This is a genomic window from Providencia sp. PROV200, assembly GCF_049901995.1.
Lineage (GTDB): Bacteria > Pseudomonadota > Gammaproteobacteria > Enterobacterales > Enterobacteriaceae > Providencia > Providencia rettgeri_E.
The window spans coordinates 1,213,505-1,236,594 of the sequence record NZ_CP096307.1 but is presented as its reverse complement, the minus strand read 5'-3'; the positions used below and the strand labels follow the sequence as shown (position 1 = coordinate 1,236,594).

21 protein-coding genes are annotated in these 23,090 nt (G+C 40.6%); 8 read left to right on the top strand and 13 right to left on the bottom strand.

The annotated features are described in order from the left end of the window. Positions 1-110: 110 nt before the first annotated feature. From uvrB to bioB, 5 genes are all read right to left on the bottom strand, one after another. The gene (gene uvrB, locus M1E86_RS05490; RefSeq protein WP_426099277.1) at positions 111-2,129 is read right to left on the bottom strand and encodes an excinuclease ABC subunit UvrB; all 2,019 of its coding nucleotides are present in this window, start codon (positions 2,127-2,129) and stop codon (positions 111-113) included. Positions 2,130-2,755: 626 nt separating this feature from the next. Further along, the gene (gene bioD / locus M1E86_RS05485) at positions 2,756-3,433 is read right to left on the bottom strand and encodes a dethiobiotin synthase (RefSeq protein WP_125893400.1); all 678 of its coding nucleotides are present in this window, start codon (positions 3,431-3,433) and stop codon (positions 2,756-2,758) included. Beyond that, positions 3,426-4,211 (bottom strand): malonyl-ACP O-methyltransferase BioC, encoded by a 786-nt coding sequence (bioC, locus tag M1E86_RS05480; protein WP_426099276.1) that lies wholly within the window; start codon positions 4,209-4,211, stop codon positions 3,426-3,428. The genes bioD and bioC overlap by 8 nt, the downstream gene beginning before the upstream one ends. Next, complete coding sequence (bioF, locus tag M1E86_RS05475; protein WP_213913444.1) at positions 4,189-5,346, bottom strand: 8-amino-7-oxononanoate synthase; 1,158 nt, start codon at positions 5,344-5,346, stop codon at positions 4,189-4,191. The genes bioC and bioF overlap by 23 nt, the downstream gene beginning before the upstream one ends. Further along, a complete protein-coding gene (bioB, locus tag M1E86_RS05470) occupies positions 5,346-6,383 on the bottom strand; it encodes a biotin synthase BioB (protein WP_213913443.1) in 1,038 nt (345 codons plus the stop codon). The genes bioF and bioB overlap by 1 nt, the downstream gene beginning before the upstream one ends. Before the next feature lie 93 nt (positions 6,384-6,476). Here bioB and bioA point away from each other — a divergent pair, with 93 nt between their 5' ends. Beyond that, on the top strand, positions 6,477-7,745 hold the full coding sequence (gene bioA / locus M1E86_RS05465; protein ID WP_213913442.1) for an adenosylmethionine--8-amino-7-oxononanoate transaminase: 1,269 nt from the start codon (positions 6,477-6,479) through the stop codon (positions 7,743-7,745). Between the two features lie 180 nt (positions 7,746-7,925). Here bioA and pgl read toward each other — a convergent pair whose 3' ends face one another. Next, on the bottom strand, positions 7,926-8,906 hold the full coding sequence (gene pgl / locus M1E86_RS05460; protein ID WP_213913441.1) for a 6-phosphogluconolactonase: 981 nt from the start codon (positions 8,904-8,906) through the stop codon (positions 7,926-7,928). 300 nt (positions 8,907-9,206) lie between these two features. Between pgl and M1E86_RS05455 the strand changes: the two genes are divergently transcribed. Next, complete coding sequence (locus M1E86_RS05455) at positions 9,207-10,025, top strand: pyridoxal phosphatase (protein WP_125893412.1); 819 nt, start codon at positions 9,207-9,209, stop codon at positions 10,023-10,025. 132 nt (positions 10,026-10,157) lie between these two features. Here M1E86_RS05455 and modC read toward each other — a convergent pair whose 3' ends face one another. Genes modC through modA form a run of 3 tightly spaced genes read right to left on the bottom strand, consistent with a single transcriptional unit; the run spans position 10,158 to position 12,718 of the window. Further along, a complete protein-coding gene (modC, locus tag M1E86_RS05450; protein ID WP_213913440.1) occupies positions 10,158-11,225 on the bottom strand; it encodes a molybdenum ABC transporter ATP-binding protein ModC in 1,068 nt (355 codons plus the stop codon). A gap of 1 nt (position 11,226) precedes the next feature. Continuing rightward, positions 11,227-11,916 carry a molybdate ABC transporter permease subunit gene (gene modB, locus M1E86_RS05445; protein WP_004256724.1) on the bottom strand — a complete coding sequence of 230 codons (690 nt, stop codon included), beginning with the start codon at positions 11,914-11,916 and terminating at the stop codon, positions 11,227-11,229. A 25-nt stretch (positions 11,917-11,941) separates the two neighbouring features. Next, positions 11,942-12,718, bottom strand: a complete 777-nt coding sequence (modA, locus tag M1E86_RS05440) for a molybdate ABC transporter substrate-binding protein (protein ID WP_420793951.1) — start codon at positions 12,716-12,718, stop codon at positions 11,942-11,944. 274 nt (positions 12,719-12,992) lie between these two features. On the opposite strand from modA, the gene M1E86_RS05435 reads away from it, so the two are divergent. Further along, entirely contained in the window at positions 12,993-14,027 is a 1,035-nt protein-coding gene (locus M1E86_RS05435) for an ElaD/SseL family deubiquitinase (RefSeq protein ID WP_213913439.1), read from the top strand. Positions 14,028-14,109: 82 nt separating this feature from the next. Here M1E86_RS05435 and M1E86_RS05430 read toward each other — a convergent pair whose 3' ends face one another. Continuing rightward, positions 14,110-14,262, bottom strand: coding sequence for an AcrZ family multidrug efflux pump-associated protein (locus M1E86_RS05430; RefSeq protein ID WP_004909125.1), 153 nt, complete (start codon positions 14,260-14,262; stop codon positions 14,110-14,112). A gap of 218 nt (positions 14,263-14,480) precedes the next feature. Here M1E86_RS05430 and modE point away from each other — a divergent pair, with 218 nt between their 5' ends. The 5 genes from modE to M1E86_RS05405 all read left to right on the top strand — a co-directional run bounded on the left by modE (position 14,481) and on the right by M1E86_RS05405 (position 19,749). Then, on the top strand, positions 14,481-15,269 hold the full coding sequence (modE, locus tag M1E86_RS05425) for a molybdenum-dependent transcriptional regulator (protein WP_213913438.1): 789 nt from the start codon (positions 14,481-14,483) through the stop codon (positions 15,267-15,269). A gap of 138 nt (positions 15,270-15,407) precedes the next feature. Further along, a complete protein-coding gene (gene modF / locus M1E86_RS05420) occupies positions 15,408-16,877 on the top strand; it encodes a molybdate ABC transporter ATP-binding protein ModF (protein ID WP_213913437.1) in 1,470 nt (489 codons plus the stop codon). 204 nt (positions 16,878-17,081) lie between these two features. Beyond that, complete coding sequence (locus tag M1E86_RS05415) at positions 17,082-17,912, top strand: CPBP family intramembrane glutamic endopeptidase (protein WP_125893424.1); 831 nt, start codon at positions 17,082-17,084, stop codon at positions 17,910-17,912. 177 nt (positions 17,913-18,089) lie between these two features. After that, positions 18,090-18,842: a 2,3-diphosphoglycerate-dependent phosphoglycerate mutase gene (gpmA, locus tag M1E86_RS05410; protein ID WP_125893426.1), complete on the top strand. Its 753-nt coding sequence runs from the start codon at positions 18,090-18,092 to the stop codon at positions 18,840-18,842. A gap of 160 nt (positions 18,843-19,002) precedes the next feature. Continuing rightward, complete coding sequence (locus M1E86_RS05405; RefSeq protein ID WP_213913436.1) at positions 19,003-19,749, top strand: hypothetical protein; 747 nt, start codon at positions 19,003-19,005, stop codon at positions 19,747-19,749. A 47-nt stretch (positions 19,750-19,796) separates the two neighbouring features. Here the strand turns inward: M1E86_RS05405 and M1E86_RS05400 are convergent, their stop codons facing one another. The 3 genes from M1E86_RS05400 to pnuC form a co-directional block, all read right to left on the bottom strand. Next, positions 19,797-20,741, bottom strand: coding sequence for a hypothetical protein (locus tag M1E86_RS05400; RefSeq protein ID WP_213913435.1), 945 nt, complete (start codon positions 20,739-20,741; stop codon positions 19,797-19,799). Positions 20,742-20,943: 202 nt separating this feature from the next. Then, a complete protein-coding gene (gene aroG, locus M1E86_RS05395) occupies positions 20,944-21,999 on the bottom strand; it encodes a 3-deoxy-7-phosphoheptulonate synthase AroG (RefSeq protein WP_213913434.1) in 1,056 nt (351 codons plus the stop codon). A 353-nt stretch (positions 22,000-22,352) separates the two neighbouring features. Beyond that, entirely contained in the window at positions 22,353-23,075 is a 723-nt protein-coding gene (pnuC, locus tag M1E86_RS05390; protein ID WP_213913433.1) for a nicotinamide riboside transporter PnuC, read from the bottom strand. Positions 23,076-23,090 lie beyond the last annotated feature (15 nt).

Sequence of the window (23,090 nt, the reverse complement as noted above, 5' to 3'; positions counted from 1 at the left end):
TGGGTAGGCGGCAAGTGAAGGCAGCTCGGGGAGCATACATAAATATGTGACCCGAGTGACTGAACGAAACCAACCCCCTACAGCGTGAAGTATGAAGAAAATGATGAAAATTAGGAATTAGCGATAAACTGGGAGCGTATCTCCTGCAATTCATCTCGGACTCGCGCTGCCGCTTCAAATTCAAGGTCTTGAGCATGCTTATACATTTGCGCTTCAAGCTGCAAAATCCGTTGCTCCAACTCTTTTGTCGACAGTGATTGGATATCAACCGAGTTATTATTTTTGCCATTGTCTTTCGTACGGCTTTTTCCTTTACCGCCCACTTTATGGCCAATCTGTAGGATATCACCGATTTTCTTATTCAAACCTTGTGGAATGATGCCATGTTCTTCATTGAACGCCATTTGTTTCGCTCGGCGACGTTCTGTTTCTGTGATCGCTTTTTGCATGGAGTTGGTGATCCTGTCTCCATAGAGGATTGCCTTACCATTTAAGTTACGAGCCGCACGCCCTATGGTTTGAATTAGCGAACGTTCTGAACGCAAGAAACCTTCTTTGTCCGCATCCAAAATAGCCACCAGCGATACCTCTGGCATGTCTAAACCTTCTCTTAACAAGTTGATCCCGACTAATACATCAAACTCACCCAATCGCAGGTCGCGAATAATTTCCACGCGCTCAACGGTATCGATATCGGAGTGAAGATAGCGTACTCGCTCCCCGTGCTCTTCAAGATATTCCGTTAAATCCTCTGCCATGCGTTTAGTTAATGTGGTGACTAATACACGTTCATTTTTCTGCACACGTATACGAATTTCAGAAAGTAAATCATCCACTTGTGTCGAAACTGGGCGAACTTCAATAATTGGGTCAAGTAAGCCTGTTGGCCTAACAACTTGTTCAATCACTTCATTGCCTGACTTATCGAGCTCATAGTTACCCGGTGTTGCCGACACGTAAATAGTTTGCGGTGCTAAAGCCTCGAATTCTTCAAAGCGCATTGGACGGTTATCTAATGCAGAAGGGAGACGAAACCCATATTCCACTAAGGTCTCTTTTCTTGAACGATCCCCTTTATACATCGCACCTATTTGCGGAATGGTAACGTGGGACTCATCCACCACCAATAAGCCATCTGCAGGCAAATAATCAAATAATGTCGGCGGTGGCTCGCCGGGAGCACGACCGGATAAGTAGCGTGAATAGTTTTCGATTCCTGAACAATAACCGAGCTCATTCATCATTTCTAAGTCAAATTGTGTTCGTTGAGTAATGCGTTGTTCTTCAAGTAATTTATTGTTTTCCAGTAAGACTTTTCGCCTATCTGCCAATTCAACCTTAATCTGTTCCATGGCTTCAAGAATACGTTCTCTTGGTGTGACATAGTGCGTTTTTGGATAAACGGTAAAGCGAGGAACACGATGCTGTATTTGCCCTGTCAATGGGTCAAATAATGACAACCGTTCAACTTCGTCATCAAATAACTCAACACGTAAGGCATATTCGTCTGATTCTGCAGGAAAAATATCGATGACCTCACCACGGACACGGAAAGTCCCTCGTGTAAAAGCTTGGTCATTACGCGAATATTGCAAGTCCGCTAAACGCCTTAAAATTGAGCGTTGGTCGATGATCATGCCATCGGTGAGGTGCAACATCATTTTTAAGTAGCTATCTGGGTCACCCAAACCGTAAATAGCGGACACAGAAGCCACCACAATCACATCTCGGCGTTCGAGTAAGGCTTTGGTCGCAGATAGGCGCATTTGCTCAATGTGTTCGTTTACAGAGGCATCTTTTTCAATAAAAGTATCTGAGCTTGGGACGTATGCTTCAGGCTGATAATAGTCATAGTAAGAAACGAAATATTCCACCGCGTTGTCTGGAAAGAAAGCTTTCATTTCGCTATAAAGCTGTGCGGCTAAGGTTTTATTATGCGCCATTAACATGGTAGGGCGGTTCTCTTGCGCGATAACGTTGGCAATCGTGAACGTCTTACCGGAGCCGGTTACACCTAATAGAGTTTGATGAGCGAGTCCATCTTGTAGCCCTTCCCTTAGTTTATGGATGGCTTCCGGCTGGTCCCCTCTCGGCTGGAAATCAGAATACAGCTTAAAATCCTTACTCATATTAACGCCCCTTAACTAGTTTCTTCCATTATGATACTGGATAAAAAACCAGCTTCAAGTATTGAAGCTAAATTTTCTGTTATTCTCCGTTCTGATATGTTTATAAAAATGTTATCCCCAAAAAAGTACTTGACCTTTTTGAAACTTTATATTTTATGCTATTGCCTTTTTATGCCGTATCTCAAATACTAATTGAAGTCTTGATTTTATTTAACCATTTGTATTTATTATAGATTAATTTAAAGTCCAGAATCACATCAAATAAAGTCAAAGCCGCTTGCCACCTAGCATAGAACTTATTTTATAACGTTAATGCACAAGGTTATCCACAGAAATGGTGGATAACTCTTGAAGCCCTTTCGGCTCATGGATTCACGAGATCTTGAAGATTTGTTCAATGAAAGCTAAATGACAAAAAGATGGCAGTTTAATGAAAAAATTTTTACGTAGTAACCGCGATGAAAAACAGATTTTATATTTTTTATTCAGATCTGAGTGGTATTTTTACTGAAAAACTTGACAGTATTTAAGTTGAGAACGTTAAAAAAGATCGGATCTTTTTTTAACAATCGATCAACCCCAAGCCATTCACGTTGCTTGGGGAAAACATGTCTATTTTGATATAATCAAATAGTTAATAAAGAAAGATCCAAATAGCGTCCTAATTGACCACTCAGTATTTTTTGGTGCGGGATCACGCCTAAACAAGGTGCTTTAATCATTCGATTAAGTGTCGACAAATATTGCGATTGGAAAACGCCTGCAGGTTCAACTTCATTGGCTACCCAGCCTACCACTGATAAACCTGAAGCTTTGATAGATTCCATGGTTAACAGTGCATGATTTATACAACCTAACTTAACCCCAACGACCAAAATAACGGGTAACTGCTGTTCAATCACCCAATCTGCATAAGTTTTTTCTCTGGATAACGGGGTATACCAGCCACCAGCACCTTCCACTAATAGCCAATCTGCTTGGGACTTCAAATAAGCCAAACCTTTATTTATCACTGAAAATTCAATAGGTTGATTTAATTCTTCACTGATAATATGCGGTGAAGTTGGCGCCTCAAATACGATCGGGTTAATCGCCTCATAGGGTAATTTAACCTGGCTATTGGCTTGTAATAATAACGCATCACTATTACGTAGCCCCTCTGCCGTGCGTTCACTTCCTGATGCGACAGGTTTATAACCCACTGTTTTCCAACCTTGTTTCCCTGCAGCTTGCAACAAAGCACAGCTCACCACCGTTTTTCCGACTTCGGTATCTGTTCCGGTTACAAAATACACTTTAGTCACGATAAATCACTCCAAACACCGTATGATAAGTTAAAGGTAAGCCTTGCGCTTTTATTGGGTAAGCTAAGGCGAGTTGTTGCAAACGTTGGCGCGTCATCAAGCCGGCTTTACGCCCCGTGGTTAAATGTGTCGCACCAATGCCTTTAAGTGAATGTAGTAATTCTGTCAACCCAGAGAAATAGAGCGTATCTTTTTGTAAAGTAAGTTCATTTCTCCATGACTGACAACTATTTTGTATCTGCTGAGCACTGAGAAAGGTATTCACATGCGAATATCCGTCAAGTGAATACCAAGCTGAGGATAATTCAGCGAGAGAATCCTCTGCAAGTGTTGTAAATACCACAACTCCCCCCGGTTTTGTCACTCGATATAATTCACTTAATGCTTTATTGAGATCTCGGCACCATTGAACCGACAAATTTGAAAAAACCACATCGAAGGTTTGTGGAGCTAACGGAATAGACTCTATATCAGCACATAAATAATGATCGGCAACAGCTTTCGTTTTCGCCATTTCGAGCATTCCCGCAGACAGATCTAACGCCGTGACACGATGTCCCTTCTCTTTCAGCTTATGACTAAAATACCCCGTACCGCACCCAGCATCTAAAATATCCAATGGCGCTGTTGATGATGAATGGTTTAAAACCGAAGTCAGTTGGCCAAGGAGCTGTGTTCCTGTTGATCGTTGATAACTTGCCACAGAATCATAACTCTTAGCTGCGCGGCCAAATGCCGCTGCAATTTTATACTTTTCACGACTGAGCGATAAAGTCATGTAAAGCCTCCAATAATTGATCGATATCTTGACGTTGGTGTGCAGCGCTTAACGTGATCCGTAACCTAGCACTCCCTGGAGGAACCGTTGGCGGTCGGATCGCTTGCACCCAAATGTTTTTTCTGCGTAAAAAATTGGCTAACTGTTGGCTCGCTTGGTTTTCACCAACAATTAGTGGCTGAATAGCCGTCTTTGAATTAGCCAATCTCATTCCTGAGAATTCAGCATTTTTTCTAAAATATTCAATATGTTGATTGAGATCAGCGCGCAATTCATCCGCTTGTTTAATTTGCTCAACGGCTGCTAGCAGCGCGACAGCCTGAGCAGGTGGCATTGACGTGCTATAAATTAAATGACGTGCGGATTGTACAAAAAAGTCCGCCGTAGGCTCATCACACAGTACCGCTGCGCCACTTAAACCAAATGCTTTGCCAAAGGTGACGACTAAAATTTCAGGTTTAATTCCGCTCGCAAAACAGCTGCCACGGCCTTGCTCTCCGGTAACGCCAACACCGTGAGCATCATCAACCATCAACCAAGCTTGCTGATTTCTAGCGATTTCCTGCAATTGTTGAAGGGGGGCGCTATCGCCATCCATACTAAAAACCCCTTCCGTGATGACAAGCGTTTTTCCTACAACGGGTTTTTGAAGTAACTTATTTAGTGATAGAGGGTTATTATGCTGAAAGCGCCTTAATTGAGCCCCCGAATGAATCGAGGCCTCCATTATCGATGCGTGGCTGAGCTTATCTGCTAAAATACGATCATTTGCCGTCATTAATGCCGTGATCACCGCATGGTTCGCAGCAAAACCTGAAATAAACAATAAGGCTTTCGGGTAGCCTAACCAATCAGCGAGCGCTTGCTCTAATTTATCATGTGCTTTGGTGAACCCGGTAATATGCCCCGATCCCCCACTTCCCACACCATATTCATCAGCCCCACGTTGCCACGCGGCAACCACTTGAGGATGATGGGCTAATCCCAAATAATCATTGGATGAAAAATTAAGAAATTCTTTTCCAGCTAGAAAAAGCGAACGACCATTGGCACTATCAATACACTGCCGTTGACGCCAGATAGAAGCCTGCTTACGCTGCGCTATCTGGTTTTGTATAAATGATTGCCAACTCATTATACTGCTGCGTTATAAAATTGAGGGTTATCAGCGGTTAACAGCGTTTCAGCTAACTTAGCGGCGTGATGGTTATCCCCTTCGTCGGTTTCAATACGCTCAGGGTTAATATTCAGTTTTCTAAATAGTGCCAAGTCTTTATTTTCATCTGGGTTCGGCGTCGTCAGCAATTTACACCCATAGAATACGGAGTTTGCACCGGCCATAAAGCACAATGCCTGAGTTTGCTCATTCATATATTCACGACCTGCCGATAGCCTAACGTATGACGTTGGCATCATGATACGTGCAACGGCAATCGTGCGAATAAAATCAAATGCATCGACATCTTCGTTATCCGCCATTGGGGTTCCTTCAACTTTCATCAACATGTTGATCGGCACACTTTCTGGTGGCTTTGGTAAATTTGCCAATTGCACTAATAATGCCGCTCGGTCACTGATTTTTTCGCCTAAACCTAAAATCCCACCAGAGCAGACTTTGATCCCTGCATCTCGGACATTTTCGAGTGTATTCAAACGGTCTTGATAACTGCGAGTGGTAATAATATTGCCGTAATACTCAGGAGAAGTATCAAGGTTATGGTTATAATAATCTAACCCTGCTTCTGCTAAACGCTGTGCTTGGGCATTATCAATCATCCCTAACGTCATACAGGTTTCCATCCCTAATGACTTCACTTCTTTTACCATCATCTCAAGATAAGGCATATCGCGTTCTTTCGGATTACGCCACGCAGCCCCCATACAAAAACGCGTTGAGCCTGCTTGCTTGGCTTTTTTCGCGGATTCCAGAACTTGCTGAACTTCCATTAACTTTTCAGTTTCTAGCCCTGTTTTATAGCGCGCACTTTGCGCACAATACTTGCAATCTTCAGGGCAAGCCCCAGTTTTAATTGATAACAACGTGCTCACTTGCACTTGCTGCGGGTCGAAATTTTGGCGATGAATTTGCTGTGCCTGAAATAATAACTCGAAAAAAGGCATTGAAAACAGTTCATTAGCTTGTTTTATTGTCCACTGTTTTAATTGGCTCACGGAAACTCTCCAGTTGAAAAAGTTGTTGCCAGTTTAAATATTGCGATTATCATGTCAACTAAAATGATCTAAAAAAGTTGACGAAGATAGAAAATGGATAATGTAGATATTCAGTTTGATGCCAAACATATTTGGCACCCTTATACCTCGATGAGCCAGCCAATTCCGGCTTATCCGATAGTTGAAGCCCATGGCGCTGAGCTAATCATGGCCGATGGAAAAAAATTAATTGATGGTATGTCTTCATGGTGGGCTGCTATTCATGGTTACAATCATCCTGTATTAAACCAAGCGGTAACAACGCAATTAGCGAAAATGTCCCATGTGATGTTTGGTGGGATCACCCACCCACCTGCTGTGAACCTATGTAAGCAATTGGTTTCTATCACACCAGAGCCGCTAGAATGTGTATTTCTTGCCGATTCCGGCTCTGTGGCGGTTGAAGTTGCTCTGAAAATGGCATTGCAATATTGGCAAGCCAAAGGGGAAAAACGTCAGCGCATCCTCACATTACGCCATGGGTATCACGGTGATACTTTCGGTGCAATGGCCGTTTGTGACCCTGATAATTCAATGCATGGCCTATATAAGGGGTATTTACCCCCGCATATTTTTGTGGAAGCGCCTCAGAGTGGTTTTTACGACGAATGGCACAGCGCCGATTTGCACCCTCTTGAGGTACAACTTGCTGAGAATAGCGATGAAATTGCGGCGATCATCCTTGAACCGATCGTTCAAGGGGCTGGTGGCATGCGTATCTATCACCCTGAATATTTAAAGGGAGTCCGCCATTTGTGCGACCAGTATGGTTTGCTATTGATTGCTGATGAAATTGCGACTGGTTTTGGTCGTACAGGGAAACTATTCGCTTGTGAGCATGCTGATATATCACCCGACATTATGTGTTTGGGTAAAGCATTAACCGGTGGTTATATGACCCTTTCGGCAACAATTACAACCCGCCATGTGGCAGAAACCATTAGCAATGGGGAAGCGGGTTGTTTTATGCATGGCCCAACCTTTATGGGAAATCCTCTTGCCTGTGCGGTGGCGGATACCAGTTTGAGTTTATTGCTCAATAGCCCTTGGCAGAAAACAATTGCCACTATCGAACAGCAACTTAAAGCTGAACTGATGCCTTTAATCTCCCATCCAAGCGTGGCAGATGTGCGCGTTCTTGGTGCAATTGGCGTGGTTGAAATGAAGCAGCCTGTCAACACAGCGGCTTTGCAAAAAGTATTTGTAGAAAATGGCGTTTGGGTTCGCCCATTCGGCAAACTGATTTATGTGATGCCACCATATATCATCACCCCCGAGCAACTCAGTAAAGTGACAAATACAATGGCAAACGTGTTGAGATAACGCAATAAATTCAATCTTAATCTAAGTCGATTTTTTACTGAATTTTTAACTAGAGAATCTTCTAAATAATTCGAGTTATAGCAAGGCGGCAATCGAGGATATCTTGGGGAGCATACACAAGTATGTGACCCAAGTAGCCGAGTGAAGCCAACACCGCTATAGCTCGAAGTATGACGAAGATTAAAGGATAGTGATCCACATAGGACCTTTCCCTACCCCATAACGTGCTAACAAACGCAATTTCCCCGTAATCGGGTCAATTTCAGAGACTGAAATATGGTCTGACTTTTGCCCGCTCGAAATTAAAAAGCGGCCTGTCGCATCAATACTAAAGCCCCTTGGGTGAGTCTCTGTTGGGTAGCGTGCTTCTAATGTTAGCTCGCAACCGTCATCAGAAACCAGATAGTGGCTAAGGTAGCTTTCTGAGCGCTCACTAACATATAAATGGCGGCCATCTGGCGTAATATGGATATCGGCAGCCCAGCGCTGGCTTTCGTTACCTAATGGGTAATTTGCCAAAGTTTGCATGTTACGATAGCGAGTAAATTTACGATACACGCCTACCGTTGAATCTAGCTCATTCACACAATAAATAACTTTTTCAGTTGGATGGAAGGCTAAGTGACGAGGACCCGATTGCGCAGCCGTGGTAATCTGATCTGCGGTGGCTTCAGTTAAATAACCATTTTCATGTAAATTGAATAAACGGATATGGTCTTCGCCCAAGCAAGGAACCCAAAGCTGTTGATTATCCACATCAACATGGGAAGAATGTGGATTACGTAAGCCTTCAATCACCTGAACAACGCGATCTGGAACGCCTTCTTCATTAATGGTTAACACTGATAAGTTATGTTGATGGTATGAAGGAACAAATAGATATTTGCCAGTATTATCAAGGGATAAATGAACCGGTGTACCAGGAATTGATGTCTCCGCTTTTAAACGTAGTAACCCTTTTTTTTCAATCTCATAGGTTACAACACGGAAATTTGGGCGTACACCAATATAAAGGTGTTTTTTATCATGGCTCAGTACCATAGGCTGCACTTGGCCTGGTGTATTTACCGTTTGCAGAAGAGTAAGCTCCCCTACCTCATTCATCGACCACACGTGAATTTGCTGACTCTCGGGACTAGCAATATAAACAACCTGATCCATCCTGACTCCTTAATTCATGATAAATATACAAAACCGTATCTATCGTCCACTATATTGACTGCACTATACTCTATATAAGGCAAATTACGTTGGGTAAATAGCGCCATTGCGGCTGTTATATATCGTATCAAGAAAAAATAATAATGATACTAAAACGGTTCAGTTAACGTTATGATGATAAATCATATCAAGTTGACTATTTTTATAGCAATAATTTCTCGTTACTATTAAAAATTCATCCTCTGCCTATCTCTGCCTCTTTAGGCAGATAGGTCATTACTAAATCACGTGGAGCCGTTTATGTCATACCGCGTTATTGCGCTCGATCTTGATGGAACACTGCTTGATCACCAAAAGAAAATTCTGCCAGAATCTTTAGCCGCCTTACAAGAAGCACGTCGCCAAGGCGTTAAAGTGATCATCGTCACTGGCCGCCATCATGTTGCGATTCACCCGTTTTATCAAACTTTAGATCTTGATACCCCCGCCATTTGCTGTAACGGAACCTACCTATACGACTATTTAGGTAAAAAAGTTCTAAAATCAGACCCTATGACCCTCGATTCCGTCACGCAAATGATCGACAAGCTGCGTGGAACGGATATTCAGCATTTAATGTATGTTGATAACGCTATGTTATACAACGCAAAAACAGAGGGAATCCAGCGTACACTTAATTGGGCGGAATCATTACCTGCTGCACAGCGTCCTACTATCGAGTTCGTAGAAGACTATGCAAATGTGATGCATGATTATGATTTTATTTGGAAATTTGCCGTTAGCTCACCAAATATTGATCAGCTCCATCAGGTCGTTAGCGAAATTGAAAATGACTTTGGTTTAGATTGTGAATGGTCTTGGGCAGATCAAGTGGATGTCGGTCGCAAAGGCAATAGCAAAGGCCAACGCTTAAAGGAATGGGTTGAATCTCAAGGGATGACAATGAATGATGTTGTCGCTTTTGGAGATAATTTCAATGATTTAAGCATGCTAACCACCGCTGGTCTCGGTGTCGCAATGGGCAATGCCGTGGATGAAATCAAACAGCAGGCTAAATTAGTCACTCGCATCAACACAGAGCCGGGTATTGCTGAAGTTATCCGCAAATACGTTCTGTAATCTACTCATTAATTATCAATTCAAGGAAAGCTCAGCTTTCCTTTTTGTTTTGATAAAATGTTAACCCTCGAGGTAGTTTATACTACAGCTGAATGTAGCCAACAACGCGGTAGCATGAGCTATAACGGGGATTTAGAGGTGGCGAGAAAGCGACACCGCCTTCACCTGCGCGTAGACTTTACGCCCTTTGCGAATAGAAAGCTCATCCCTTGCCCAGCGAGTGATCCGCGCCCATAAATAATGTTCTTCGCCTAAATCGAGTTTCACATCCACTTGTTCAGCATCTTCAATCCATTCAACTACTTCTGCGGCTAAAATATTGCGAATGCTGCTCACTTGTGGCTTTTCGAGTACCAAAGATACATCCGATGCATCAATACGTATCCGAACGTTAGTGCCTTGTTGTGCGTCAACTCGAGGGATCCACAGTTTTTGATGACCAACAGTCACGGCGGTCATCTCATAATCAGGGTGCTGACTATGTACGGTTGCACTGACCACACTGCTCAGTGTTTCTTGCTGTAACCAAGGGCGCAATGCACTACTTGCCCAAACCTCTTCCAAGGCGCCAAACGCTTTAACTTTTCCTTGCGCCATCACAATGACTTTGTCAGCCAGACGTAAAATCTCATCCAAGCTATGACTGACATACAAAATGGGGATTTTAACGTCTTGGGACAGTTTCTCTAGGTAGGGCAATAATTCGCGTTTTCGAGGTAAATCTAAAGAGGCTAACGGCTCATCCATCAGCAAAATCTCAGGGGCTGTCAATAGCGCTCGCCCAATAGCGACACGCTGTTTTTCACCGCCAGATAGTGTGATGGGATAACGATTGAGCAGTTTTTCTATACCAAGTAAGCCCACAATATCATCAAAGCGGTCTTTCATTACGGGGGACATGCCATAACGCAAATTGTTTTTCACTCGATAATGAGGAAATAACCGTGCATCTTGAAATACATAGCCGATATGGCGCTGCTCAGGCGGTAAACAAATGCCTTTTTCGATATCCACCAATGTGCGACCATTTAAAACAACGCGCCCTGTATTGGGTTTTGTTAACCCACCTATCACATTGATAAGCGAGGTTTTACCTGCACCTGAAAGCCCAAAAACCGCGGTAATACTTTCCGTTGGCAATTGTGTTGTGACTTCAAGCTGTAAGTCCCCTAGTTTTTGAGAAAAATCGAGTTCTAACATGCTAAGCCACCCCCAAACGCTTTTTACCCCAACGGGTGAGCCACTCTGAAATCAATAATGAAATCAAGGCTAAAATAATTGCGATCACACATAAGCGTGCCGCGTCTACCTCAGCTCCCGGCGTTTCAATTAAGGTGTACATCGCTAATGGGATGGTTTGTGTTTCACCAGGTATATTCGATACAAACGTGATTGTTGCACCAAATTCACCCAGTGAGCGTGCAAATGCTAATACCGTTCCGACAATAATACCGGGAAGAGAAAGCGGAATAGTGATCGTAAAAAAGACACGTAGCGGTGTTGCGCCTAGTGTCCTCGCGGCTAGTTCTAATTTTTGGTCAACAGCCTCAAGCGCTAGACGGATAGCACGCACCATCAGTGGAAATGCAACCACCGCAGATGCAAGTGCAGCACCACGCCAACTAAAAGTAAAACTAAAGCCAAACCAGTTATATAACCACTCACCGATAAAACCGCGTTTACCCATACTGATCAACAGTAAATAACCCACGACCACTGGCGGCAGCACCAGTGGTAGATGGATAATACTATCGAGCAGTGTTTTTCCAGGAAAATTACAGCGAACTAGCACCCATGCTACTAAAATACCTAATGGCAAACTAAAAATGACTGCCACACTGGATACTTTTAGGCTTAGGTAAATCGCTTCCCATTCATAAGGACTTAACATCTGCAAAAAAATGCTCTCTTAACGTTTATTGAGTACGAGGTTCAAAACCGTAGCGTTTGAATACTTCTGAAGCCGCTGGAGTTTTTAAGTATTCATAATAATCACGCGTTGCTTGGTTATCTTGATCTTTAACAATCGCCATTGGGTATTCAACAGGTTTATGAGTATCCGCTGGGAAAATACCAACAACCTTCACTTTTTGACTTGCCACGGCATCAGAACCATAAACAATCCCTAAAGGGGCTTCTTGGCGTTCAACTAATGCCATACCGCTACGCACGTTATTTGTACGTGCTAATAGTGGATTAACCGTTTCCCATGCACCTAAGTTGCTTAATGCCTCTTTTGCATAGATACCAACTGGAACGTGGTCAGGGTCACCAACAGCTAAACGGCCACCGTCTAACAGTTTTTTCCAGTCCGTTTGTTTATTAATTTCAACTTTATCGATTTTTGCATCTTTCGGTGCGATTAGCACCAACTCATTACCTAATAATGTATAGCGCGTATCTTCCACCATCAACTTTTTATCGATAGCGTAATCCATCCATTGCTGATCAGCAGAAATGAACAAGTTAGCGGGTGCACCTTGCTCAATTTGACGCGCTAATGTTGAAGAAGACGCATAAGAAGCAACAACGTCAACTTTTGTGTCTTTCTTATACTGCTCTGAAATTTCGTTCAATGCATTTGTCAAAGAAGCCGCTGCAAAAACCGTAATTTTATCAGCTGCAAAGCTATTGCTAGCCATCGTTAACGTCAATGTTGCGCCAGCAAGAAGTGATACCAAACCTTTTTTCATTTTTATCTACCCTAGTATTTATCGACACGTTATATATAACAGGACACAGCGATAACTTAAAGTCAAACTCGTGATAAAAGTGTGCTGGCGCAAGAAATGATGCAATTTTGTTGCATCTTATCTCTAAAATCTCACGAATGATGAAAAATTCCCTACCCGTAAAATCGTTTTTATATAGAGAACAATTTATATCCTTTGTAACTTTATCGGCACAAATTGTGCACATTTCAGTATTTCATTCCATTTTTATAAACCACATAGCAAAGGTAATGATATGGTGATGCTTCCAGCAAAACTAACTACTCATCTTATGGCCGAGTTAACAGTCGAACAATTTAATGGGTTGTTTGATAAAAAAATAGCACCTGAAACGTTAGATTCTTTAGCAGAATCAGCGGGTAATGGGAACTTAGAGAGCATTGATTTACTACACAATATCGCTCTACGGCACGACAGCGAAGGAAGAAAAGCAGAAAATATTCTGTTTGATTTATTTAGTGGAAAGCTGCCCGCAAAGAAAGGTATAGATAAAGAAATACAAGAAACGAGCAAAAAATTATATCAATTACACCTTAATACAAAAATCAAAAAACACCTAACAGACTCGAAACTAACGACCCCTTCTAAACTCCTCTATATTGTCGGATCTGCAATAGAAAAAGTTATTGATAAAATTAGTTTAACAAAACTATTGATGAAAAATGAACCCAAGGGATCCACTCTTTGGGATAATAACAGGATGACAACAAGTGATGAGATTGATGCAAGCAATAAAAATAACCCAACGTTGCCATCAAACATGACCATCAATTGCTCAATAGGACTTATGCAAAATGGCTACAATTTATTAGCCGATGTAATTGAACAAAAAATTTTAAATAACAAAACATTAGATAAATGTGAGTTATTTCCTATCAATATCAATGATAATCATTGGATCTTAGCTGTGTTCTATCAGCCAGAACATAAGCAAGATATGAAATGTGTCGTCTTTAATTCATACCAAAATGTCAGCCTTGAAATTACTAATGAAATAGCAAAAGCCGCAGAAAAGGCAGGTATCATAGAAAAAGATATAACCTATATTGAAGGGAATATCCAACAACAAGTCCCTAACGGATGTGGATTATTTGTTGTTGAAGCTATTAAGCAACTCACTGAAAATAATCAGCAAGATCCTTATGATACATTAAAAGAATTTCAAGAAAATTTTATAAAAAAGACGATGGCTGAACAAAAAGAGTTTAATATTCAAAACCGCAGACAGCTATATTCAAATTACCATGATAGCAAATATCTATCATTATAATGCCCACTGCTATATGAAAAACCCCCTGACAGCATTTACCATCAAGGGGTCTATAATTAATTCGAATAGTATTCGCTAAACGTTACTTATTCTCAGTATTGTGATGATGAGGTACGTGCGCTTTAGACAGTAAGTTAAAGAACGCACCAAGACCATAAATCAAGCCCATGATCAAAAACATCACGACAGGAACCATCATCAGGGCAAAACCCAAACTTTTAATTAGTTCAAACATAGGAAAAAACCTCTTCAGTGATACTGTACCCACCAGCCTACAAGATACGCTGACGAGGGAAAACTTGACTCTCAATATATTGAGTATAAATCAAATCAAAATAATAACGCACAATTACGTTATAATGGAGACTATTTTAGACAAAATATTATACTAACGACATACTAAACGTGCTTTTTACGTCTGTCATCACCAGCCACACCGGAAGGGAGGAATTTATGCAGGCCGAAATTTTACTCACATTGAAACTACAGGGCAGTTTATTTGCTGATCCTCGCCGTATCGCGCTACTAAAACAAATTAAAGCGACAGGGTCAATCAGCCAAGGTGCCAAACTTGCAGGGATCAGCTATAAAAGTGCTTGGGATGCCATCAATGAAATGAATCAGCTTACTGATGATATCCTTGTTGACCGTGCAACTGGGGGTAAAGGCGGTGGCGGTACAACACTCACTCACTATGGTGAGCGATTACTTCAACTATATGATCTACTAGCACAAATTCAGCAAAAAGCCTTTGATGTACTCAAAGAAGATAATCTCCCTTTAGACAGCTTATTAGCAGCTATTTCGCGTTTTTCACTGCAAACTAGTGCCCGCAACCAGTTTTTTGGGACTTTAATTGCACGCGACCACATGCAAGTTCAGCAACATGTGCAAATTCGCTTGTCAGATAACAGTACGGTGATTAATGCCGCACTAACAGAGCAGAGTGCTAACCGTTTAGGGTTAACGGAAGGTAAAGAAGTGCTCGCATTAATTAAAGCACCTTGGGTCAAAATTACTAAACAGCCTAACCCAACAGGCTTTGATAACCATCTTGAAGGGAAAATTACCACCTTAGAGCGGGGTGATGAGAACAGTGAAGTGATTGTGACACTCACAGGTGGTGAAACATTATGTTCAACCATGCCAAACAGTGAAATTGATAATCAATCGTTGAAAGTGAATAATAGCGTTACCGCATTATTCAATGCGGACCAAGTAATTGTTGCCACACTTTGTTAGTTTGCCTTGCTTACTTACAATAAAAGTAAGTAAGCATTCACCTTTTTTCCTTATCATATCGTTCTGTTGTTGACTTTAGCTTCAATCCTGATTATTTGTGATAGATGACTCGGTAAATAATCATGATAAGGAAGCTTGATGGGCACAATAACAATACAACATGGCAACTTTAAGCTCAGTGAAATACAAACTTTAGACATTCAACAACTTAATATCGAAAAAGGGGAAAATTGGGCGTTTATTGGTGCCAATGGTAGCGGTAAATCCTCACTTTCTCGGGTACTTTCCAATGAGCTCCCACCACTTTCTGGCGTAGTAAAAAATACATTCACCTCTCCGGTTCGTCTATCATTTGAACAATTACAAAAAATCATCAATGAAGAGTGGCAGCGCAATAACACTGATCTGCTCAGTGATGATGAAGATGACACAGGGTATACCGCCGCTGAAATCATCCAATTTAACCATAAAGACAATGAATATTGCCTCGAGCTTGCCGCTCGCTTCGGTATCAGTGACTTGTTGTCTCGTCGGTTTAAATACCTATCCACAGGAGAAACACGCAAGGTACTATTATGCCAAACATTAATGGGCAACCCTGACCTACTGATCCTCGATGAGCCATTTGATGGTCTAGATGTCTATTCCAGAGGCCATCTTAGCGAGCTGCTATCCAGTTTGTCTGAAAAAGGCTTAACTTTAATATTAGTTCTAAACCGCTTCGATGAGCTCCCAGACTTTATTGAAAACATCGGTGTCGTCGCTGACTGCAAGTTAACCATGGCAGGAGATAGAGAGTCAGTACTCGCTAACACGCTAATAACGCAATTACAACACAGCGAGAAAATTAAGCGGCTTTCCATCCCTGAAACAGAGGACCCCACCACAGACGAAAAACTGGATGACACGACACCTCGTATTATTTTGAAAAATGGAACTGTTAGCTACAATGACAAACCGATATTGCACGGTTTAAATTGGCAGGTAAACCCAAACGAACACTGGCAAATTATCGGTGAAAATGGGGCTGGAAAATCAACGTTACTGAGCCTGATCACAGGGGATCACCCTCAAGGTTATAGTAATGACTTAACCTTATTTGGTCACCGTCGTGGAACAGGAGAAACCATATGGGATATCAAGCGTCATATTGGTTACGTCAGCAATAGCATTCACCAAGAATACCGTGTCGCAACCAGCGTACTCAATGTGATTATTTCCGGTTTTCATGATTCTATTGGCTTGTACCAAACCCCTTCCGACCGCCAAATCCAATTAGCGTATGAATGGTTAGCTTTGTTAGGTTTTTCAACGCAAATAGCTCAGAACCCTTTCCACAGTCTTTCGTGGGGGCAACAGCGCTTAGTTCTAATAGCCAGAGCTCTGGTTAAACACCCTGCCATGCTAATTTTAGATGAGCCATTGCAAGGGCTCGATGGCCTTAATAGGTTGTTAGTTCTGCGGTTTATTGATGTCATGCTAAGCCAAGGTAACACACAGCTCTTGTTTGTCAGCCATCATCAAGAAGACGCTCCTGCTTGTATTACACATCGGCTCACTTTTGTCCCTGACAATGGGACATACCGTTACGATATTGAAGAACTTTAATTTTTAACTTATTTGCCAATAGATACGATAAAACTATTGGCAAATTCAATCTACTGTTTAATAGATAGCGACGAAATCACATGTTTACAATTAATTGATTTTATTTGATTTGTCACTTTTTTGATTATTTTAAATTAGAAAGTTCACACAAAACCATTACACTGCGCCCCTTCTAATAATTTAGGCATCTTAATGGGTATTTTTATGGCTTGGTTAATGTTAGCCTCTTCACTCACAGCGCTTGCAACACATCGTTTAATTGCACTTTTTTTACTCGTCTGCACAATTATTACCGCAGCACTTACACAGCTTATTGATTGGCAAGCAATTCTGTTATTGATTTGTATTACAATAATTGCCATTATTCGTTTGCGTTTCCAACACTATCTATCCATCAAAATTATCAGTGAAATCACCTTACTAACATGTACGATTGGGTTATTTATTCACTTATTCCCTGGGTTTAATAACCTGAGATATCTCGATAAAGTTACCGTAGGGGAACATAGTGCTCCTTTCACAATGTATTTTAATTTTGATAAAGCACTGGTTCCTTTTATTTTACTCGCCTGCTTACCCACATTATTTGTTTGCCGGCCAGCCAAACATGCAACTAAAGTTCAGTGGGCTCTGCTGGTTGTTTCTGTGCCACTTTTATTACTGATTGCGACAGCCGCCGGTGGATTAGCCTTTGAATGGCATTTTCCAAGTTGGTTACCTGCTTTTGTGCTCTGTAATCTATTTTTTGTTTCCTTAGCGGAAGAAGCACTATTTCGAGGTTATTTTCAGCAACGTTTAACCCTTTGGTTTAAATCCCCATACCTCGCATTAGTGATTGCTTCGCTATTATTTGGCGCCGTGCATTTTGCAGGTGGGCCGTTGCTAATTCTTTTCGCTACGTTAGCGGGTTTGATTTATGGCCTAGCTTGGATGTGGAGCGGTAAATTATGGCTTGCTGTATCGATTCACTTCGGGTTAAATTTGGGGCATCTGTTATTTTTTACTTATCCTGTAAAAATGGTGATGAGTCAATAAAAAGGCAAGTCAACGAATTTTAAACTGAGTTTCACATGAAAGTTTCTTTGATCGTGACTTTTTTGATTTGGTTTAGATAAAACGTAAGTTGCTACTGGCGTTCGAGTTGACTATCCCTATAATGTAGGTCAGCAATAATTCATTTTTAATTTGAGTGTACTGATAGGAGTTTTAGCTATGGCTGTAACTAAACTGGTTTTAGTAAGACACGGTGAAAGTGAGTGGAACAAAGAGAACCGCTTCACCGGTTGGACTGATGTAGAACTGTCTGATAAAGGCCGCGAAGAAGCAAAAATTGCAGGCCAACTGCTAAAAGACGAAGGTTTTGTTTTTGATTTTGCTTATACTTCCGTTCTGAAACGCGCTATCCATACTTTATGGAATATCCTTGATCAAGTTGAACAACAATGGTTGCCTGTTGAAAAAAGCTGGAAACTGAATGAACGCCATTACGGTGCACTGCAAGGTTTGGACAAATCAGAAACTGCGGCAAAATACGGTGACGAACAAGTTAAATTATGGCGTCGTGGTTTTGCCATCACCCCTCCTGAATTGACTAAAGATGATGAGCGTTTCCCTGGCCATGACCCTCGCTATGCGAAACTGTCAGAAAAAGAGCTACCTGTCACTGAAAGCTTAGCAACTACGATCGAACGTGTTATCCCTTATTGGGAAGAAGTGATTAAACCTCGCGTTGCTAGCGGTGAAAAAGTCATCATTGCAGCTCACGGTAACTCTTTACGCGCCTTAGTTAAATATTTAGATAACATGGGTGAAGATGAAATTCTAAACCTGAATATCCCAACTGCGGTTCCAATGGTTTATGAATTCGATGAAAACATGAAACCAATCAAACGTTACTATTTAGGTAACCAAGATGAAATCGCAGCTAAACAAGCTGCTGTAGCAAACCAAGGTAAAGCGAAGTAAGCACTTACGGTTATTATCAATAGAGGGTTAAGCGAAAGCTTAGCCCTTTTTTGTTATGATTATCTTCCTTTCCCACAAAATTCATTAACTCAAGGTGTAAGAAATCACAATAACCGATTATCATAGGGAAAACAGATTGAAAGGTTGATAAAACAGTAAAATGAATAAATTTAATATGTATGTTTGGGTTGGTCTTGTACTTAGTGCCAGTATATTAGGTTCTCTGTTATATATGATCCAAGGCGGTGAACTCGTCGTTGATGGTTCAAATGGTGCTGCTAATGCCGAACTGATGAAAACCTTAATGATCATTGCTTGTGTCAGTTTTCCAGTACAAATTATTAGTATGATGGTGATGACTTATAAACCTAGGTTATCCATTGTTCTTGCCGTATTAAGTAGCCTCGCATTAATGCCAATCACCATTGTGTTTACCATGGGCATGATTTTCTCTGCGATCCGTTGGCGTTATCACCAGTTAACCCAATTTGATACCTCTTTAAATGTTCAATTTGACCAACGCGTTGAGTTTAACAAACGCAATAACCGTATTTTAGTCGTTGCACTTGGTTTAATCAGTGTCACTTTTATTATATTGAGCCAAAGTTTGGGGATGTTCCTCTTTGTTTTCACCATTTTTCTTGGTTACTTTGGCAAAAAAGCGAGTGATGGTGTCTATTTAGCGACTAAAGATTCCTATTTCTATATTCGCCCAAATATTTTTGCCTACTGCTATCGTATTCCATTAAAAGAGGTGAAATATGTTAAAGGCGAGAAAGGTAAAGTACACTTTGATGTTCAGACCGATAATGGAGTACTACAATTAACGGCAACACCAGCGAATGCAACACCGGAAGAAAAAACAAAATTGGATACCTTCCTTCGCCAAATTCCCCAAAATCAGTAACTGGTTGATAAAATGGCTGCTGGCTTACAAGCCTGCAGCCATTATGATTAATATGCGTAAGGTATACTAGGCAGTGCAGGTGGAGTAAGGTTAATAATATTCACTTCACTTGGAGATCCTATACTAATAAAGTTGTTATCGATGAATGAAACGGTCCATTCCCCTAAAATATCCACTGGAGAAAAACCACTGTTCCCACTTAAATGAATTGTACTATTTGGATTTTCAACTCCATATTCTTTAATAGCTTCATTAATAATAGAAACTATTCTTTTATTTTCTTTAACTTCATTTTTTAAACTTGATATGAAATCATTATAATATTCAACACTGTGAAATAAATTCTCCGCCGCTGCATAATCTGCCTCATACTCTAAAATAGATGCCTCCATACAAGAAATCCCTTCACGAATATATCGAATATCTTCCATATAGCTATAAATATTATTAGAAATATAATCGTTATTGTAATCTATTTCTGCATTCATTAAATTAAATATGTTTTCAACTTCATACTTGAAGTCATTATTTAATCTAGGTCTAGAGATATTTGCTTTCAAGTCGTACCAAATTGCTGAATCCATTGTTGGATAATCATTTCGAGACAAAATGGGTGCATCATTTAATTGACTCACCTTTTCCGCAAGAGGACGGATTTTCGCTAAGATAGCCGTTCTTTTATCTGGGTTTTCAATGTACTCATCTATTAACTCAGATAACTTAATATTATCCTTATATTCACTAGCTCTTTTGTTTAGATATTCATTTAACGAATCAGCATATTTAAATGAATCTATTCTATCTTTCTCACTTCCCCAGCCAGCTGCAATGCTAACATCCAAATCATTAATCAGTTTTTTCGTGTCTTCCTCTAGCTCTTCCCTAGCGTTCATAATACTTTCTTGCATTATTTCAGCATCTTTCTTCAGCTTAGCAGAAAGTACTCTAAGATTGATTTCATAATTAATTCTTGATTTATCAGTTAATACCATTTTATATACTCCTTTATATTAAAACTTAACTAACTTTAAAGAATACCATTAATAAAAATGACAAAAAAATAATAATGCAGCTTAGAATAAAAAACTAATTTATTTTTTGTATAATAAAAAATATAAAACTCCATCGTGCTGTATATATATAAAAAAAGCCAGATATTAAAATATCTGGCTTGATATATTTATTATTATTAAATTATTTATTACGGCGGGCAATTACTGCATCCGATAATTGACGTAATACTTTTTCAGTATCACTCCAACCAATACACGCATCCGTCACGCTTTTACCGTAAACGAGTGGCTCATCAGATTCGAGGTTTTGGTTACCTTCAATAAGATTACTTTCAATCATAATTCCTGTAATCGAGCGGTCGCCTTGGCTAATTTGCTCGCTAACATCCGTTGCTACTTCCATTTGTTTTTCGAATTTTTTACAGCTATTCGCATGGCTAAAATCAATCATGATGCTAGGCACAAGCCCTGCTTTCTCTAGCCCTTCACGGACTTCTTTCACGTGCTTAGCACTGTAATTTGGTTCTTTACCACCACGTAAAATAATATGGCAATCTGGGTTTCCGCTGGTGTTCACTATCGCAGAGTGTCCCCACTTGGTCACTGACAAGAAACAGTGGGCTGAACGCGCAGAGTTAATTGCATCAATGGCAATTTTAATTGTGCCATCTGTACCATTTTTAAAACCAACAGGGCAAGATAAACCAGACGCTAGCTCACGGTGAATTTGTGATTCAGTGGTTCGAGCACCGATTGCCCCCCAACTCATCAAATCTGCCACGTATTGTGGGCTGATGACATCTAAGAACTCACCCGCAGTTGGTAAGCCTTGGTTATTGATTGTCAGCAATAATTCACGAGCAATACGTAAACCTTCGTTAATATCAAAGCTACAATCCATTTTAGGATCATTAATTAGCCCTTTCCAGCCTACTGTTGTGCGCGGCTTTTCAAAATACACCCGCATCACGATTTCCAATGAGCCTTTTAATTCCTCACGTAATTTACCCAAGCGCTCAGCATATTCTAAAGCCGCTTTAGTATCATGAATTGAACAAGGGCCAATGACGACCACTAAACGGTCATCTTTACCGGCTAAAATATTGTGGATTGCCAGGCGTGCTTCATGAACGGTAAACGCAGCTTTGTCGGTTGCTGGAAATTTTTCGAGCAGAGCAATTGGTGGTAATAATTCTTTAATTTGTTTTATTCTGACGTCATCGTTCTGATAATTCATACCCGTATATCCAATGTTTATTATTTTTTACTGTAGTTGATTTACATGCCAAATTTATCCACGTTAGTTTCGCTCGAACAAAGCGCAGAGTAGACAGCTGAGTTTCTTCGCTGTACCCAAAGGATAAAAGATAATTAGCATCGAAATTTTAATCTAACCGTTCAACAGACATCTGTAAACAGCCAAGCGCACGATAAAACCAGGAGTTTATTAGTCGCCAATTATAAAATGAGGTGAAATGTTGAAATTCAGCACAATAAGTCAGCAAGAATAGCATTTTACAGAGCAAATAATAGCTAAAACAGCTAAATGACGATAATGTCACTTTCGCTGTTTTAGTCGATTTTTTCTCTCTAAGTACGGGAAATAGGCAAAGAGCCGTTTTCTTTTGCTGATTTTATCCAAAGTCTAGAGCCATTTAGGGCGATACCTAATAAAATTAAGTATTCTAATGACATGGCATAAACGCCTTGAATAAAGAAAATCACAATACTGATGACGTTAATAATGACCCACAATAACCAGTTTTCAACATACTTACGCGTCATTAAAATCATTGCGACAACAGAAAGAATGGTCATTGCTGAATCCCAGAATGGGAATGCGTCAGGTTCTATCGTAGGCATCGCAAGGTTGGCACCAAATAGGTTTAATAACTCGACAGCCCATCTCGCCAGCACACCAAATACCGCATCAATATTAAATGTCAGATAAATAATAGCGATGACTGAAATAACGAGTGTGATAGCGGCCTTTGGTAAGCTTAACCAACGAATTTTTAGCTCTGCTTGTTGCGAACTGGAGACTCTGCTCCATGCATACCAACCATAGATATTGGCAACGAAGAAAAATATTTGTAGCAATAAGTTTGCATACAGCTGAATTTGAAAAAAAATAACTGCGAAGAGAGAAACATTAATTAGCCCAAACAGGTAATTAATCGTTTTTTCTAAGCTAGCAAGCAAAATACAAAGTAAACCAGCAACCGTCCCCACCGCTTCAATGTAAGACAAATCATAAACTGAACCCCAGAGTGGGATCTGCACTAACGTATTGGCTGTACTAAAGAAATCCATCCCAAAATCCTTTAT

Coding starts and splice junctions, on each gene's coding strand:
- uvrB (WP_426099277.1), bottom strand. CDS start 2,129: ATGAGTAAGGATTTTAAGCTGTATTCTGATTTCCAGCCGAGAGGGGAC.
- bioC (WP_426099276.1), bottom strand. CDS start 4,211: ATGACTTTATCGCTCAGTCGTGAAAAGTATAAAATTGCAGCGGCATTT.
- bioF (WP_213913444.1), bottom strand. CDS start 5,346: ATGAGTTGGCAATCATTTATACAAAACCAGATAGCGCAGCGTAAGCAG.
- bioA (WP_213913442.1), top strand. CDS start 6,477: ATGGATAATGTAGATATTCAGTTTGATGCCAAACATATTTGGCACCCT.
- pgl (WP_213913441.1), bottom strand. CDS start 8,906: ATGGATCAGGTTGTTTATATTGCTAGTCCCGAGAGTCAGCAAATTCAC.
- M1E86_RS05455 (WP_125893412.1), top strand. CDS start 9,207: ATGTCATACCGCGTTATTGCGCTCGATCTTGATGGAACACTGCTTGAT.
- modC (WP_213913440.1), bottom strand. CDS start 11,225: ATGTTAGAACTCGATTTTTCTCAAAAACTAGGGGACTTACAGCTTGAA.
- modB (WP_004256724.1), bottom strand. CDS start 11,916: ATGTTAAGTCCTTATGAATGGGAAGCGATTTACCTAAGCCTAAAAGTA.
- modA (WP_420793951.1), bottom strand. CDS start 12,718: ATGAAAAAAGGTTTGGTATCACTTCTTGCTGGCGCAACATTGACGTTA.
- M1E86_RS05435 (WP_213913439.1), top strand. CDS start 12,993: ATGGTGATGCTTCCAGCAAAACTAACTACTCATCTTATGGCCGAGTTA.
- M1E86_RS05430 (WP_004909125.1), bottom strand. CDS start 14,262: ATGTTTGAACTAATTAAAAGTTTGGGTTTTGCCCTGATGATGGTTCCT.
- modE (WP_213913438.1), top strand. CDS start 14,481: ATGCAGGCCGAAATTTTACTCACATTGAAACTACAGGGCAGTTTATTT.
- modF (WP_213913437.1), top strand. CDS start 15,408: ATGGGCACAATAACAATACAACATGGCAACTTTAAGCTCAGTGAAATA.
- M1E86_RS05415 (WP_125893424.1), top strand. CDS start 17,082: ATGGCTTGGTTAATGTTAGCCTCTTCACTCACAGCGCTTGCAACACAT.
- gpmA (WP_125893426.1), top strand. CDS start 18,090: ATGGCTGTAACTAAACTGGTTTTAGTAAGACACGGTGAAAGTGAGTGG.
- M1E86_RS05405 (WP_213913436.1), top strand. CDS start 19,003: ATGAATAAATTTAATATGTATGTTTGGGTTGGTCTTGTACTTAGTGCC.
- M1E86_RS05400 (WP_213913435.1), bottom strand. CDS start 20,741: ATGGTATTAACTGATAAATCAAGAATTAATTATGAAATCAATCTTAGA.
- aroG (WP_213913434.1), bottom strand. CDS start 21,999: ATGAATTATCAGAACGATGACGTCAGAATAAAACAAATTAAAGAATTA.
- pnuC (WP_213913433.1), bottom strand. CDS start 23,075: ATGGATTTCTTTAGTACAGCCAATACGTTAGTGCAGATCCCACTCTGG.